Source organism: Flammeovirgaceae bacterium SG7u.111, assembly GCA_034044135.1.
Classification (GTDB): domain Bacteria; phylum Bacteroidota; class Bacteroidia; order Cytophagales; family Flammeovirgaceae.
The window spans coordinates 3,222,083-3,238,568 of sequence record CP139021.1; the positions used below are offsets into that span (position 1 = coordinate 3,222,083).

Sequence of the window (16,486 nt, forward strand, 5' to 3'; positions counted from 1 at the left end):
ATTATGGAATTCAGAGATAACCAAGCGATTTACCTACAAATAGCAGACTACTTCTGCGAGAAAATCTTGCTGAAAAAATGGGAAAGTGGAGAAAAAATCCCTTCAGTAAGAGAGCTGGCAGTTGATATAGAAGTAAACCCTAATACGGTGGTGAGAACATATAATTTTCTGCAAGAGAAAGAGATTATTTTCAACAAAAGGGGGATTGGGTATTTTGTAGCCGAGGATGGGTTTGAGAAGACCCGTGCCTTCAAAAAATCTGCCTTTATAGAACAAGAATTACCTGCGGTTTTTAAAACCATCCGGTTGCTCAATATCGATATAGAAGATATTAAAACCATGTTTTTAGATGGCTTTTCTTCCAATGGTTTGGGCAACGCTGCAAATGTATAAAGCCTAATAGTTCAGTAACTTAGAAAATAAATACGATGAAAACAGCTAGTAAAATATTAATAGGGCTTTTTGCTTTCATGCTGGTGAGTGTGTTAGCATTTAGCATCTCCCTGCGTGCCAGTTTGACTGATGAGCATGATTTGGCAAATAAGCTCCCGCAAACTGTTTATACTCAGTCAGACTTTAATACGATTAGTGCAAAAGGGAAGCATGTTTCAGTAGAAGTGAAGCAAGGAAGGGAATTTCAAGTTGTGGCGATTGGGCTAGAAGAAGAGCTAAAAGAACAGGTTTTTGTTGTACAGAAAGATAGTGCTTTGGAATTGAGCGTGAAATCAGATTCACTATTCACTCGACGAGTTCATTTTGTAGTTACAATGCCTGACTTGGTTGCTGTTGAAGTTGTTGATGATGCCATGCTCAATCTCAACAAAATGCATTTGGATAGTGTATCAGTTGTGGTAAAAAACTGGGGACGTGTAGATGGGAATGAGAATGTGATCAAATGGCTGGGTCTTGAAAATCAAAATGCCCGAGTACAGATTGATTACAGCGATATTAGCCAAGCAGATATTTTGCTAAAAGGGGAGGGGCGAACTTCCATTTCCCTCGAAAGGGTAAAGGGCAAAGTGATGGATAAATCTAGGTTGGATTTGTATAAAGAAACAAAAAGCATGAACCTTGAAGTAGCTGAAAATGCATATGTTAGAAAATACGATTAAAACCTCTGTCAAAATTTGAATACACTAACTCTTACTCATGACAAGTGCTTGATTTACACTTGGTCAGCTGTATGCTAGAATGAGAAACCCCGCCAATTTTGGCGGGGTTTCATTTTTATTTATTATACTTTTTCTAGAGCCAACTGATTATATAATCGTCATATTCTGCTCCAAGAGCAGTTTCGTGCAGGTAATCAACTTTTACCCCACTCACGTTTGTTTTTCTTACCAGGCCATCAAGCAGTCCTAGTTGAAGCTTGCTGTTAAAGGTTTGGGTCCGGCGCATTACTATTTCTTTTTTATCAAAAGAAATGATTTCCCAACCTCTTCCCTCAGGATCTTGAATCATACTTGAAGCTACCATTTTCAAGGCATTCATGGCATCGATAGGAGTTGCATTTTCTTGGAGCATATTGAATTTTCTAAAAGTTTCATATACGGTTTCTCCAATTTTTCGTCCAACTATGATCAAGTTAAACTTACCTAAGTTTTCTTCTATCCATGCGCAAAGATTATTGTAGAGTTCCATAGATACTTTGCCATTTGGATCTGAAAGGTCTGTGCCTTCGGCCATTGCATGTAGATCTTGGTAAGATTCTTTGTCATAATAGCTGAGGATATCGCTGACAAAAACGGCGTTTAGAGTTACATCTTTTACTGAAGTGTTCATAGAATTTGTTAGAGGATTGAATATATAAAAACTTTGTTTCTATAACATGGCAGTTACTGATATCTTATGTGGGCACATGTATAATATAGCATAAAATAAGTTTGTGTTTCAAGAGCCTGAGAATAAAAAAATCCCTTACGCGTGGCTGTAAGGGATTGTGTACTAATGAAAGTATGGTTGCAAACTTATAACTTTTTGATTTTTATGCTTTTGAAATATACAGCATCACCGTGGTCTTGAAGACCAATTGGTCCCGTATTAGCTTTGCCATATTCGGGCATGTCTTTAAATTTGGTAGAAGCAACTAATTCCTTCCATTCATCGATCCAGAGCTCATAGCTTACTGTTTGCTGGCCATTGAGCCAGTGTTCTACTTTGCCTTGGTTCACTATTATTTTGCCAGTGTTCCATTCACCAGCAGGTTTGTTAGCTTTTACCGAAGGTGGGTGAAGTGCATAGTTAGCACCAGTTTTTTGCCCTTCTTCCAACTCGGCAGGGTAGCCCTCATCGTCTATCAACTGGTATTCTGGTGCGGTCAGGTAAGGGGTACTGTATTTTGGGTCTTCTATGATATTGAAAAACACTCCGCTATTGCATTTTTCATCAATCCGCCATTCAAACACCAGCTCGAAGTTTTCAAATTCAGCATCTGAAACCAAGTCTCCACTTCCTCCTTTTGTAAACAGAACGCCATTTTCCACTTCCCACCCGTTCACGTTATCCTTCAAGTAATTGTGCCAGCCTTCAGTGGTTTTTCCATCAAACAAGCTGATCCACTTCTCTTTAAGTATTTCCACCTCTATTTCCTCTTCCACTGCTACCTCTTCAGCATCTACGTCTTTTTTGGCAGTGCAGAAGACTAAGAGTGGGACTAAAAGTAAAAGATAAAATGTTTTCATAGTATAATAATGGTTTTGGTTCGGAACGGACTGTTTTAAGATATTTTTTTGCCAATTTTCATCAGTAACTCTTTGGTGGCCATAATGCCTTCATCGTCGCTTAGGTGACCTCCGCCGCCGCCCCATTCTATTCCTATAAAACCTTCAAACCCTGCAGTTTTCACAATTTGCAAAAGCTTGTAATAATCAAGTGTGGTTTCATCTCCATTGCTATCAAAATTCATGGACTTTGCACTTACACCTTTGGCGTAGGGCATTAGTTGGCTAGTGCCGAGAAGCGGATCGTACAAAATCCCTTTTTCTCTGTCAATGGCGAAGTTCCCAAAATCAGGAAGCGTTCCGCAGCGGGGGTGATTGACCATTTTCATCAATCCGCTAAGCCAATTTCCGTTTGATGAAAAACCACCATGATTTTCAATCATTACATTAATATCCAGCGGATCGGCAAATTCCACCAAGGTTCTCATACTTTCTGCCATCGTTTTTTGTGCTTCTTTGTAGACCTTCCCCCCATTCGCATTCACCCTTATTCCTTTGCAACCAAGAGCGTTTGCCGCTTCTATCCATTTGTAGTGCTTTTCAACGGCTTCCATTCTTTTGCCCTCGTCTGAAGTAGCCAATGAGCCCTCATTGTCAATCATAATCAGTACATTGTTCATCCCCAAGTCATCGGTGCGCTGTTTAAGATCCTTGAGGTATGCCTTGTCTTTGGCTTTGTCCATGAAAAACTGATTGACATATTCCACAGCGTTTATACCATAGGTTTTTTGGGTATATGAAGGGAAATCAAGGTTGGTGATTTCTTCTTTCCAAAGCTTATTTCTGAGAGACCATTCGGCTAGGGAAATTTGGAAGAACATGCTTGCATCGGTTTCAGCGGGCGCATTGGCAGTGTCTTTGGGTTGGCAAGCTTGCATTAGCCCTGGCAAAAAAGCCGACATTCCGGCTATTGCCCCAAGTTTAGATGCATTGCTCAAAAACTCTCTTCGCTGTTGTAATTTGTTGTTTTTCATATTCATGATAAAGTGTATTGATAAAGTATTTGTGAATGTAAATGAGATTCTTGCTGAGGTTAGCCCTTGTCAGAATTTTTTTTTGTAGATGGGATATCTGCAAAGGTGTAGCATGAAATTGCGGTAGCTCCTGTGGATCTTTTCTTTTTTTTCATATTCCGGAATGTATGGTTAGTATTAGCAATCTAATTAGAACATCTGAATTTAGGGTAATTCCATTTATTTATCGCAGCCTTTCAGCAAAAAAGGTTGTTTTGATTTACTTCTCATGCTCTATAATGGCTCCTTTTCTTATGGTTTGTACCTATCTGAAAGAAGCAAAATAAGCGGCAAGGAATTTTGATTTTTCCTTAAATATTTCTATATTCAAGAAATTGCGGTAGTGTTTCCAAGACCTAATCCCTAGCTAATTTTTCTTTTTTGGCTAGTTGGTAGATTACGAATTTAAATTCAACATTCTCCTCTTCAGTAGGATAGAAGCCAAACTTCATTTTTTCAACTTCCCAAAAGAATAAACTAACAGCCGGGTGTAACATTTGTTGAAAGCTCGAAAAGTACAAATTGATAATTTCTTTTGACCATCACTCCCGCAGTTGTAGAAGGTTCAAATTTTTCTAACCAAAACATCAGACCATTATGAATTTTACACCTAGAAAAGCAGATGATGACGCAACTACAACCGTTAAGCTACCTCAATACGAGTTGGTAGAAAAGTACATGGCAACCGATTTGATCACTTTTAACCTAGATAACAACATGGCCGAAGTGATAGAGAAAATGGTGCGGTACAAAATATCTGGTGCAAGTGTTGTGGATGAAAACAACAGATTGGTAGGCGTTATTTCCGAAATTGACTGCATGAGACTGATGATAGACAGTGCTTATCACAATTTGCCCCTCAGGGATAAACACGTAAAAGATTACATGACCAAGGTTATAAAAACAGTAACTCCTTATATGAACATCCTCGATGTTGCAGGTGAGTTTGTGAAAACAAATCTGAGGAGATTCCCCGTAATCAGTAATGGAAAGTTAGTTGGCCAGATCAGCCGCCACGATGTGCTGAAGGCTGCAAACAAAATGAAGAAAACAACTTGGGGCAAATAGCCCTAACCATGATTAAATCTGCTCAATCATGTTGATCGTCCTGTGGAAGCAGGACGGTTTTTTTGTGCAAAAAAGCCAATACTTCCCTTTGGAAAACGGCTAGATTTTTTTCACCCATTAAGCTGGGAATAGCCACCAAATGCCTCACCGATTTGGTAGGATGTTCAAACCCGATGGTTTTCCAAGGTAATTTGTACTCTCTTACTGTTTTTCTTATTCTGTGAAAGCTAACCACTTCGTCTTTTGGGTGCATCAAAAGCAATACAGGAGCTTCGATGTTTTCGTAAGCCGATTGGTAAAGCCCATCCCTCAATTCTATCATCGCATTATATACATTCAAAGGCATCCATCGGTAGAGGTTGAACCGCTTGGAAGCAAGGCTGTAAATACTGATGGTGTCTTTCCAAGGCAGCAATACCCTGCCTAAGTTAGCGAAAAAGCGAAATTCGATGGCAGGGGCAAGTAATAGTATTTTGGAGAAAACTGTTGGGTGCTTTTGTGCATAGGCTAAGCCTACTGTTCCGCCAAGTGAAAACCCGAGATAAATCAGAGGTAAGCCAGGGTACTTTTTAGTGAAGCAACCTACAGCTTGATCAATGTCGTTTACCAAGTCATCTTTTGTAAGTGTCTTTAATTTTTCACTATCGCCCCTGTGGCCTGATAAGCTGCCAATCAGGATATTAAATCCATTCTTCTGAAGAAACTCTCCAAGCTCATTCATAAGGCTTGGAGGATTATTGAGCCCGTGGAATAGTATGATATTGCCCTTAGCGGGTTTGCTAGTTGCTTCTAGTATCTCCATAAATCCGTTGTGGTTTCTCTCAAAGATAACAAATGATTTGTTCTGTGTTAATGTTCTGGTTTTAATATAAATTTAGATTAGGCTAAAAATATATTTAGAAAGATATAAATAAAGTATTATGTTTGTTGTAAAATTAATTATTCAATACTAAAAAGCATGCGGAATTATGTTGAAAAAATACTGTATATTATTGATATTGAGTATTGTATATGGATTTGGATATGCTCAATCTATAAAAGGAAAGGTGGTTGACAAAAATGGCGAGCCTATTTTTGCCCATGTTTTTATAGTAGGCACTACCGTAGGGGCTGCCACTGATTTAGAAGGAGCATTTGAAATAAAAGACACGCCAGCAGGTCAGGTTTTGGTGCGTGCCCAAAGTATTGGCTATTTATCTGAAGAGAGGTTGCTAAAAGTAAAAAAAGGAGAGGTGACTGAGCTAGATATCCAGCTGAAAGAAGACCTTTTTAAACTAGAAGAAGTGGTGGTGACGGGTACAAGGACAAGCCGAAAACGAACAGAAGCACCCGTGGTGGTGGATGTATTGGATAATCGAACCTTGGAAATTACGCAGTCGCTCATGCTTTCCGATGGGCTGAGCTTCCAGCCAGGGCTTCGGGTAGAAACGGATTGCCAAACATGTAACTATACCCAACTTCGCATGAACGGGTTGGGAGGAAATTATTCCCAAATACTGATCAATAGCAGACCAATTTTCAGTGCTTTGAACGGGCTGTATGGTTTGGAACAAATTCCTTCCAACATGATAGAAAGGGTAGAAGTAGTGAAAGGTGGTGGTTCGGCTGTTTTTGGCAACAATGCCATAGGCGGTACGGTAAACATCATCACCAAAGAACCGAAAGAAAATACGTTTAGCCTTTCGTATAACCATGCGTTTATAAGGGGCGAAACTCCTGATCTTCAAATGCAAGTAAATGCTTCTGCGGTGAACGATGCCCAAAATGCGGGTTTCAGCATTTTTGGAGTGTACCGCGATAGAGATGCTTGGGATGCCAATGGGGATGGCTTTTCCGAAATGCCCCTGATTAAGAATATTTCTTTGGGAATCAATACGTTTATCAAGCCTGATAATAAATCGAAGCTAACATTGGAGCTTCATACCATCAATGAAAAAAGAAGGGGAGGAGACCAAGTTGAAGCTGCACCTCATGAATCGGAGCAGGCGGAAGATCGTGTGCACAACATTGCAGGTGGGGGACTTACCTATGAGCGTTGGCTCAACCCAACTACAGAATTTTCAGTTTACACGAGCGGGCAAGTAACCGACAGGGCACACTATACAGGCTTTAAAGGAGATGATGCCTATGGCAATACGGACAACCGAACCGTGATGGCGGGGACTCAGTTGAACAAAACAATCAATAAACTTTGGGGTACAAAATATAACATATTGACAATAGGAGGAGAGTACGTATACGATTGGGTATTCGATGAAATAAAAGGATATGATTGGTTGGTTGATCAGACCACGCACCAGGTCGGCTTGTTCGCCCAGTCGGACTGGCAACTTTCTAAAAAGCTTTCCGCATTGGTAGGGCTTAGGCTTGACAATCACAACTTTTTAGAGAACTCCGTGCTGAATCCAAGGGTGAATGTGAAGTATGATCTAAGCCAATATTTGCAGCTTCGCGGTTCGGTAGGCACTGGCTTTAGAGCACCTCAGGCTTTTGATGCAGATTTGCACATTGCCTTTTCGGGCGGTGGGATAGCTTATGTTCAGCTCGACCCTGAGTTAAGGAAAGAGCGTTCCATAAGCTATAGTTCTTCGTTAAATTTCGATAAACCTTCGGAGCACTACATTTTTGGGTTCACCCTCGATGCTTTTTATACCAATCTCGATGATCCATTTATATTGGAAGAGCTGGATAACGATACCAATGGGAACACCGTGCTATTCCGAACTAACGGTGATGGGCAATTGGTACAAGGAGTTTCCGTAGAAGGCAGGGTGAATTTTGATGGTTTCGTGCAGTTTGAAACGGGAATGACTTTCCAAAAAAGTGAATACGCTTCAGTAGTATCTTGGTCACAAGAAGTAGAGGGGACAAAAAAAGCATTAAGAACTCCTGAGCAATATGGTTTCTATACGTTGACCTACATTCCCGCTCCTAAATGGGATTTGGCTCTTTCGGGCGTGATTACTGGACCTATGTTAGTCCCTCATTTTGGAGGTGCTCCTGGTGTAGATGGAGACAGGCTTTACCGTTCCCCAACCTTTTGGGAGACTAACCTGAAAATTGCTTATACTGTGTCCATGAAAAGCTTTGGGCAAGACCTAAAGCTTTTTGCCGGTATCCAGAATATCTTCGATGAATATCAGGATGATTTTGATACGGGACCTAACCGAGATTCCAATTATGTTTATGGACCTTCTCGCCCCCGTACTTTTTACTTCGGGCTTAAGTTTGGAAAGTTTTAAGCTAGCCATATGGTTTTTGCAGAGCAGTAGATATGTTGCTCTACAAAAAAACTAAACAAATCTTATCAAAGGATTCTTCTTATATTAGCGGTTGTCAAATTCATCATCAACAAGGAACAAGAATCCTCCACAATGCAAAGGCAGGGCTTTTTAACGCAAGAAACTTCCAATCAATTCAAAAAAGCCCTTGGCTTGCTTGTCAATAGCAATGTGTGGATTGCAATGAATGCTTCTGCACTTGTACTGATGAGTGGTAAAGTTTTGCATATTGCCCCCAAGATAAATGTGCTTTTGTTGGTATTCTTTTCTACTCTAGCCGACTATAATCTTCAAGCCATTGCCGACGCTAAAACCTCTTTTCAGGATAAAGGGTTTCGGATAATAGGCAGGAAGCATATATTGTTCCTTGTTGGGGTGTTGGCTATTCTTTGGCTTTGCCGAGGGTTTGACAGGTACCAACTTTTATACTTAGCCCATTTGGCTTTTATTTCTGTGCTTTATGCAATTCCTACCAAAATATTGGACTTGCCACCACTGAGAGAAATCCCTTTTCTGAAAATATTTCTGATCACTTATGTGTGGGTAGGGGCAACCGCTATTTTTCCCTTTTGGAGCTATATTGACGACCCAAAACTTTGGGCTTTAGTAGCCGAGAGAGCCTTGTTTATCTTTGCAATCACGCTGCCTTTCGATATTAGGGACGAGAAGCGGGACTTGGAGAAAATGCTTTACACTATAGCCAACCAACTAGGGGCAACCCAGACCAGATGGATAGCAATTGGCTGTCTAGTTGCCTCTTTTTTAGTAGTTGGAGTATATCTCAAAGAGCTACTATTGCCTTTTACTCTTACCTATCTAATAGCAGGATGGCTCATCTTCAAATCAGATAGAAAGCTGGATAACCTCTACTTTACGGGTCTGCTTGATGGGACGATGTTGCTGCAAACACTATTGGTTTATTGTTTTTTAGTTATGTGATGTTGCTTTTCACAATTCCCCCTCAATCAAAGGCCAAGAATCAAAATCACGGTCCATCACCTTACCATCTCCTGAAATCATGACCCATTGGTCTTTTTTGGAAAGTACATCATACGTTAGCGATTTTCCATTTGGAAACATGAAAGAATGATTGAGTTCCTCTGGCGCTGAATTTGCTTTCATTACCTCTTTAAAAATAGAAACAGGCTCAATATCTTCGAATACGGCAATGAGCCCTAATTTTTCTGAGGAATAAGCAACAACGGTCGTATTGACTGCCACCGAATAAACAGACCAGTTTCCTTTTTGAGCTTCAGGAGCCATTCCGCGAGGGATAGATACCGGACCGGCGGCACATGCAAAGTTTTTATATACCCCTGTGTTATTCCATCCCATAAAATCATCTCCTGGCCCTGCAAGGTGTATGATTTCGGAGAGATGGTCAGAGTTGTCGTTTAGAAACAAACAAATAGGTCTGGCAACTATCAATGAGCGTTTCCCTCTATTGACTCCACCTGCACTAATTAAGAAATTCTTTCCTGCACTGCTTATCTCTGGTGAAGCGCCTGGGCCATGACCTTGTTTAATAAAATACCCATCTTTTTTATGAAAGAGCATTTCTACTACTTTATCGGCAGGGCGGTAAGGCATGCATGCCCCCATTAATGCATGCTCTTTCCCTACTCCAATACTTTGTTCATAGTCCTGAAAGTCCGAAAAGCTCAGCCACGATTTCATAAAGGCGGTATGGTAGTCCACTTGTAGGTCTTGTATCGCTGCTTTTTCATACCGCCTCCGCATTGGTGGGTAATGATTCAACTTGTAACTATTTATTGCATAGCTCCAGTTCAAATAATCCAACACAGCTCTTGCATCCGCGCTCACTTTTTCAGATGCGAAAGCTTCAAGGTTCAGCAACGCTGTGATTGTATAGCCCAGGTAAGGAACAGAGTTAAATTCGTATAATCCATTTTGCTTCATTTCCCCCAAAAGTGATAGCAGCTTTTCCTCCATCCCATTTTCCTCATTATTGAAGTAGGCATCTTCATTTCCATGCAATCGAATCCATCGGTTTTTCAAATACCTGGATCCCTCGGTCATGAGCATATGGTTTTCGGTATCTGTTACCAGCCCCAACGTTTTTGGAGCTGTATAGCTGAACTTGCCCCCATCTTCCGACAATACCACATCCAACAGATGCTTTTTAGTTTCAGGATAAATTATGTCTGGGTGCTCCCCAAATTTCCAAAGTATGGTAGTAAGTATGGTTAAGGGGAAGTCATAATCTCCTTTAGGGTTCAAAGCCCAAGACGACCCGCAATTTCCCCATACGGTGAGTTTTTGTAAGATTTGGTTCACCTCGTCTACGTTCTGCTTCAGCATCAACCTGGCGAGTAAAATCCGAATGGTATAACCTTTTTTTGCAAGCATCTCTTCGGTAATGGGCCTGTCTGCTATAGATTTATAAATGCGATTGGCGAAGGCAGATTCGTCCTTCCACTGCAGGTCTCTTTTAGATGGGGTTCCAATATTCCCAGCGCTCATTTCAATACCTTTTCGGTACTTTATTGCTCCAACGACCTGTGATTTTAGTTGCTTGTTGAAGAATAGTATAAGCAGTAATAAAAACCCAAATGGAAGAGCTATGAATTTTAGTTTTTTACTTCTTTTCATTTTCAAGAAAATTATATTATCTTGTTGTTATTTAATTAGTTGTGAATATTTCTGACCAGCACAGTTTGAATTAAAAAAAATCGATATACAATGTTTTATTGGATATAAACCTCTAGTAACTATTGGTTCAGTTTTATCTTTTCTAAAAAAATTATTTAATCAATTTGCTGGGTGCATATCCAAATTGCTTTTTAAATCGTCTGCTAAAATAGAGAGGGTCATTAAACCCAACGGCATTGGCAACTTCAGACACGTTATAGTTTTTGGTTTTCAACAGAGAAGCAGATTTTTTCAGTCTTATCGTCCGTATAAACTCATTAGGCGACATATCTGTGAGTTCAGTGATTTTTCTATATAATTTTGATGAACTGAGACCCAATTTAGAACACAGAAATGCAGGGGTAAGCTCAGAGTTCCCTAGGTTTTCTTCTATGATTTCCTTGGCCTTTGATATCAGGTCAATATCAATTTGTGAATGCGCCAAGCTGGTCACATCGCTTTCTGTTTCCTCGGAAAACTGCTGCTTTATATCAAAACGAATTTTGATAATATTATCAATTCTTGATTTTAATAACGAGGGGTCGAAAGGTTTTACCAAATACCCATCTACCCCTATTTTATACCCTTTTATTCTGCTTTCGTTTTCTCCCAATGCGGTCAATAAGATCACGGCCGTATGGCTTATTTTCTCATCGCTTTTAAGTGCATTTACAAATTCAAAACCATCCATTATAGGCATCATCACGTCTACTACACAAACCACCGGCTTCACCTTCCTACAAAGCTCTAGTCCTTCTTTCCCATTTTCTGCCCCATACACTTTATAATACCCAGAAAGAAATTCCATTACATAATTTCGAAGTTCTGGGTTGTCATCAATTACTAATACAGATGATTTTACATCTGTGTTAGATTTTGGGGCTATATAAGCACCCAAGGAATCTAGTGATTTTGTGGAGCCCAAAAAAACTTCTAGTTCCGGTTTTTCAGGAACAAAACTCGATATTTCACTATCTTCAAACGCATTTCTTGAAATGGGTAATTCTACCGTAAAAATACTACCAGCATTTGTAGAGCTTTTAACGGAAATTTTACCTTTATGAACCTCTACCAGCGCTTTTACAAGTGAAAGTCCTATTCCCGTACCTGTGGTGCTTTCTTTGCTATTTCTAGCTTGGTAAAACCTGGAAAATATTTTTTCTTGGCTTTCTTGTGGAATTCCAATACCGTCATCACTGACCTCTATTAAGAGGGTTTTAGAGTCATTTTCTTTTACTCCCACAAACAGGTCAACATGCCCGTGGTTGTTAGTGAATTTTATGGCGTTAGACAGCAGATTATAAAGAATTTTATTGTACTTGTCCACGTCTATCCAACAAACAATGGATTCTTCTTCTACATTAAAATTGATGTTGATGTTTTTTGAATGGGCCAACTCTATGAAAGAATAAAAAATATCGTTCGTATTGGGAACTATGTCAACTTCTGTTGCTTTTAGTTTGATTTCCCCTGCTTCTGCACGCCTGAAATCAAGAATTTGATTGACCAACCTCAGCAGCCTATTGGTGCTATGATTTATCAGGTTAGCTTTGCTTTTTATATAATCATTGCTGTTTTCATGTTCTAAAATTTGTTTCACCGGGCCCATTATCAATGACAGCGGTGTCCTCAGTTCATGTGAAATATTGGTGAAAAAACGAAGTTTTTCATTGCTGAGCTTTTCATCACGCTCCCTTTTGACCTTTTCTGTTAATAGCTCTTGTTTTAATTTGATTCGAACCTTGACCTGCTTCCTGGTAAAATAAACTATTAAACCCGTAAGGAATAATAATAATGCAACCCCTTGGTAACTTGCCCAAAAAGGAGGAAGTATTTTGATACTGTACGACGAAGCTTCGCTCCAATTTCCATCACTATTGCTTGAGCGAATTTTGAAATTATAGGTACCATAACCCAAATTAGTATATTGTACAGTTCTTGAGTTGCTACTGGCTCTTACCCAATTATTGTCAAAACCTTCCAACATATATTCAAATTTATTTAGGTGCTGGTTGGTAAAAGACGTGTTTGAAAATTGAATAGAGAAGTTCCTGTTTTTATACTCAAGGCTTACTTCTCTAGAGTAATTTAAAGATTTAAGAAGGGGGACTTGTCCATTTATTTCTACCCCTGGCAAAACCAATTTATTATTCACTTTAAACTCAGTAATTATTGGCTTGGGAGACCATTTGTTCTCCTTAATATCCAAAGGAGAAAAACTGATAATCCCATTTTTTCCTCCTAAATAAATTTTTGAATTATTGAAGTTATAAAACCCGCTCGAGCTAAATATGTCAAGCCTGTTACCACTGCTTACATTATAGATGTTGGCAAGGTTGTTTTCAACATCATACCTAGATATATTATTATTATTCATGTTTAGCCATAAAAAGCCATTTGCGTCTTCTACAATATCTGTTACCCACTTGCTTTTCAATTCTTTAGGCTCTAGGTTTTGTTTAAATGTGTTGGTTTTTGGGTCGAAAACGCTCAGACCTTTTCTGGTAGCTGCCCATACTAATCCGCGAGAATCGATCAATATGTCACTTACGTTGTCATGTGGAAGCCCTTCATCTGAACTGATATTTGCTTTGAATTCAATGGTTTTGTCCTCAATTAAATTATACTTGATCACTCCATTTTCAGTAGCAAACCATAAGTTGTTATTGGTATCAATAGTCACTTTGTTGATTTCAAAGCTTGGTATTATATGCTTGAATGGTTTTAAGGTTTGCTTTTTTAAAAGTTTAGCACCTTCTCCAAAAGAACATACTACTAAATTGTCATCGTATTCTATAAAATTGAAGACAGGTGAGTTTGCAAAACCTACATCAATGATCTTTGACTCTTTTTGGAGATGGTTATACAGCAGTATTTTGCCATTCCATAAACCACAAAAGAAAGTGATCCCATCATAAGAATATATACTTGCTATATCATAACTTCCATTGAATAGGGGGGCAAAATCCTCGTTGTTAGAAATGAAAAGACCATTATGCCTTGTTGCAACTACTATCTCATTTAAATGAGTTTTTGAAAAGCCTCTAATTCTGGGAACTTGATTTTCGATATACTTCGATATATCCTTGTTGATTTTAAATTGATTTTCGTAAGGGTCGTACTTATCCAGACCTTCTTCGGTCCCGATCCACAGCACACCTGATGGGTCAAAATACAGGGCAGAAACCAAATTATCCACTAAAGACTTGTCTTCTGACAGTACCGAAAAATACCATTGGAAGTCTCCTTTGTTTATATCCTCCAATGCGTTACAAACTAACAAACCTCCGAGTGTGCCCACCCAGTATTTGCCATCTGGGGCTTGAGCCACACTTAAGAAATAAGGCCCTAATTTTTCCCGTATTTCATCATCGGCAATGTATAAATTTATAAAGGAATTGAGGGGTTTGTCAAATTTGTAAAGTCCTTTACGCGTCCCTACAAATATATCGCCCCTTTTATCTTCATATATGAAATTTAAATAAGGGTTAATAGCTTTAGATTTTGGTATGGACAATGTGAAATATTCTATTTTTGAAATAATTCCTGTACTACCAAGCTTGATTTTGGCAACACCGGCAGTATTATAAGCACCTACCCAAATATTGCCTTTTGTATCTTCAAAAATCTCTTTGACATAATTAAAACCTTCCAGCGGAACTTTGGTAAAGGCATTTTCATCAGGCTCAAACAAAAATAAGCCAGCATCTTTTGTACCGACCCAAACCCGATCGAATTTATCTAAATAGACAGAGCGAACTTCCTCGTCAGGCAAGCTATTTGGGTCATTTTCATCGGACAAATAGGTGGTAAATACGTGCGTATCGAGCTGCAAATGAGACAAACCTTTTCTTGTTCCAATCCATAAACTACTAGTTGTACTATCTAGTTTTAAAGCAGTAATATCAGCATTATGTAAGGTGTTAATCCCTTCTCCGTAGCTTAAATAGTTTTGGAATTGAAATCCGTCAAAACGGTTTAAACCATTGAACGTGCCTAACCAAAGAAAGCCTTGATTATCTTGAATAATATGCCTGATTGAATTATGAGATAATCCATCTTTATCATTGTAGTGTTCAAATTTTAAATGCTGTGCACTGATTTTTGCATTTAGCAAAAAAATGCAAAAATAAATTATCTTAGTTTTAAAGTTCAATTTAATATGTGCCAAGTTATAGTTTAAGCTTTACAATAAAATACCTGATTTTGGATCTAAAAGTAGGTTTATACTTGAAATTAATAAACTTATATCTTTTAAGCACCTGTTATCTTCATCACTTTATTGCTAATATAAGGCGAACAAATTCTAATTCCATTCCAATCGCTATTGCTTAATATAGATGTGTTATTGCAACTGAATTCTAAAAGCTGTAATAGGGATTTCACCCTCATTATAAATAGGCATTTTTATTTTTAACCCTTTCTTATTCTGTTTCCAGTTCACATGTTTATCACTTCCCAATTGTTCTATACTTTTTACTTTATCATTTGGAGCAAATGATTTTATAAGCACTTGAGGTTGGTGATAGCTGCATACGTAGGCATAGACATAACCTCCCTTAGTTGTGAATTGGACTTCTGGTATAATTTGTTTAGAAGTGGCATCGTTTACAGCATCTTTTAAGGTGTTTTTACTCTCTTTTTCTTGTGTTACTTCCGTTTTTTGGATGTTAGATAGTAATTCATTTTGAACTTTCCATGGTCTTGAACTATAAATACCTTCCGAATTGCCTTGCATCCATTTTCCGATTTTCCTTAGTCTTTCTTGAGCTAGGTCTGTGATTTCTCCTTTGGCTGTAGGTCCATTATTGAGCAATAAGTTACCACCCTTGCTTACTATTTCCAGTAATTGCCGCATCATCAATTCTGACGACTTATACATGGTGTCATATTCAATATACCCCCAGTTTTTCCCCATGGTTATGCATGCTTCCCAAGGTTTGGGTTCTAGCCCTTTTACAATTTTTTGTTCCTGAACTTTATAATCGCCTAAACCATTGCCAATTCGGCTGTTTATGATACAGTTTGGTTGAATATTTAAGATAAGCTCCCGCAGCTCCTTGCTTTCTTCCGGACTTATAAGCTCTGGTGTATCAAACCAAATAATATCAATTTTTCCATACTGAGTTAGCAGCTCTTTTACTTGAGGCTTTACCTTTCTCTCAAAATACTTGCTAAATACTTTTATATCTTCATTTGGGTAGTCCACTAGGTTACTTCTTCCGCCTTTATGTGGCCAATTGGTAGCAACATCTGGATCTTCCCAATCGCGACCTAAAGAATAATAAAACCCAAATTTCATGTCGTGTTTATGGCAAGCATCTACCAATTCTTTCATCGGGTCTTTGGCGTATGGTGTTCGCTCTACAATATTATAATCATTAGAAGGAGAATCGAACATAGCAAACCCATCGTGATGCTTGGACGTGATTATGATGTACTTCATGCCTGCTTGTTTTGCAGTAAGCACCCACTTTTCGGCATCGAAATTTACAGGGTTAAAATCATCAGCAATGGTAGTATACTCTTTTAATGAAATTTTTTCATGAATCATAAAATGCTCATTTCCTTTAGCGATATGCCCATCCCAATATCCAGCAGTTTTTGAATACAAACCCCAGTGCATGAACATCCCGAATTTAGCATCTTTCCACCAGTCCATTTTATCAGATGATTGGGCGGAAGCATTGTTTGCTAAAAGTACTATTAGAGTAATAATAATGTACGTTCTAAACAACAAATTAGACTTCAT

12 protein-coding genes are annotated in these 16,486 nt (G+C 38.7%); 5 read left to right on the top strand and 7 right to left on the bottom strand.

Going from position 1 to position 16,486, the window contains the following annotated elements:
- Positions 1 to 3 precede the first annotated feature (3 nt).
- Both R9C00_12590 and R9C00_12595 read left to right on the top strand, forming a co-directional pair.
- Complete coding sequence (locus R9C00_12590; protein WPO38291.1) at positions 4 to 393, top strand: GntR family transcriptional regulator; 390 nt, start codon at positions 4 to 6, stop codon at positions 391 to 393.
- A 35-nt stretch (positions 394 to 428) separates the two neighbouring features.
- Positions 429 to 1,112 (top strand): DUF2807 domain-containing protein, encoded by a 684-nt coding sequence (locus R9C00_12595; GenBank protein ID WPO38292.1) that lies wholly within the window; start codon positions 429 to 431, stop codon positions 1,110 to 1,112.
- 133 nt (positions 1,113 to 1,245) lie between these two features.
- On the opposite strand, the gene R9C00_12600 is transcribed toward R9C00_12595, so the two are convergent.
- The 3 genes from R9C00_12600 to R9C00_12610 form a co-directional block, all read right to left on the bottom strand.
- On the bottom strand, positions 1,246 to 1,782 hold the full coding sequence (locus R9C00_12600; GenBank protein WPO38293.1) for a hypothetical protein: 537 nt from the start codon (positions 1,780 to 1,782) through the stop codon (positions 1,246 to 1,248).
- Positions 1,783 to 1,967: 185 nt separating this feature from the next.
- The gene (locus R9C00_12605) at positions 1,968 to 2,681 is read right to left on the bottom strand and encodes a DUF1080 domain-containing protein (GenBank protein ID WPO38294.1); all 714 of its coding nucleotides are present in this window, start codon (positions 2,679 to 2,681) and stop codon (positions 1,968 to 1,970) included.
- A 35-nt stretch (positions 2,682 to 2,716) separates the two neighbouring features.
- Complete coding sequence (locus tag R9C00_12610; protein ID WPO38295.1) at positions 2,717 to 3,694, bottom strand: sugar phosphate isomerase/epimerase family protein; 978 nt, start codon at positions 3,692 to 3,694, stop codon at positions 2,717 to 2,719.
- A 636-nt stretch (positions 3,695 to 4,330) separates the two neighbouring features.
- On the opposite strand from R9C00_12610, the gene R9C00_12615 reads away from it, so the two are divergent.
- A complete protein-coding gene (locus R9C00_12615) occupies positions 4,331 to 4,801 on the top strand; it encodes a CBS domain-containing protein (protein WPO38296.1) in 471 nt (156 codons plus the stop codon).
- Between the two features lie 22 nt (positions 4,802 to 4,823).
- On the opposite strand, the gene R9C00_12620 is transcribed toward R9C00_12615, so the two are convergent.
- Entirely contained in the window at positions 4,824 to 5,603 is a 780-nt protein-coding gene (locus tag R9C00_12620) for an alpha/beta fold hydrolase (GenBank protein WPO38297.1), read from the bottom strand.
- Positions 5,604 to 5,769: 166 nt separating this feature from the next.
- Here R9C00_12620 and R9C00_12625 point away from each other — a divergent pair, with 166 nt between their 5' ends.
- On the top strand, positions 5,770 to 8,043 hold the full coding sequence (locus R9C00_12625; protein WPO38298.1) for a TonB-dependent receptor: 2,274 nt from the start codon (positions 5,770 to 5,772) through the stop codon (positions 8,041 to 8,043).
- Positions 8,044 to 8,175: 132 nt separating this feature from the next.
- Positions 8,176 to 9,021, top strand: coding sequence for a hypothetical protein (locus R9C00_12630; protein ID WPO38299.1), 846 nt, complete (start codon positions 8,176 to 8,178; stop codon positions 9,019 to 9,021).
- A 9-nt stretch (positions 9,022 to 9,030) separates the two neighbouring features.
- On the opposite strand, the gene R9C00_12635 is transcribed toward R9C00_12630, so the two are convergent.
- The 3 genes from R9C00_12635 to R9C00_12645 form a co-directional block, all read right to left on the bottom strand.
- Positions 9,031 to 10,695, bottom strand: coding sequence for a hypothetical protein (locus R9C00_12635; GenBank protein ID WPO38300.1), 1,665 nt, complete (start codon positions 10,693 to 10,695; stop codon positions 9,031 to 9,033).
- 151 nt (positions 10,696 to 10,846) lie between these two features.
- The gene (locus R9C00_12640) at positions 10,847 to 14,905 is read right to left on the bottom strand and encodes a two-component regulator propeller domain-containing protein (GenBank protein WPO38301.1); all 4,059 of its coding nucleotides are present in this window, start codon (positions 14,903 to 14,905) and stop codon (positions 10,847 to 10,849) included.
- 174 nt (positions 14,906 to 15,079) lie between these two features.
- Positions 15,080 to 16,486, bottom strand: a complete 1,407-nt coding sequence (locus R9C00_12645; GenBank protein WPO38302.1) for an alpha-L-fucosidase — start codon at positions 16,484 to 16,486, stop codon at positions 15,080 to 15,082.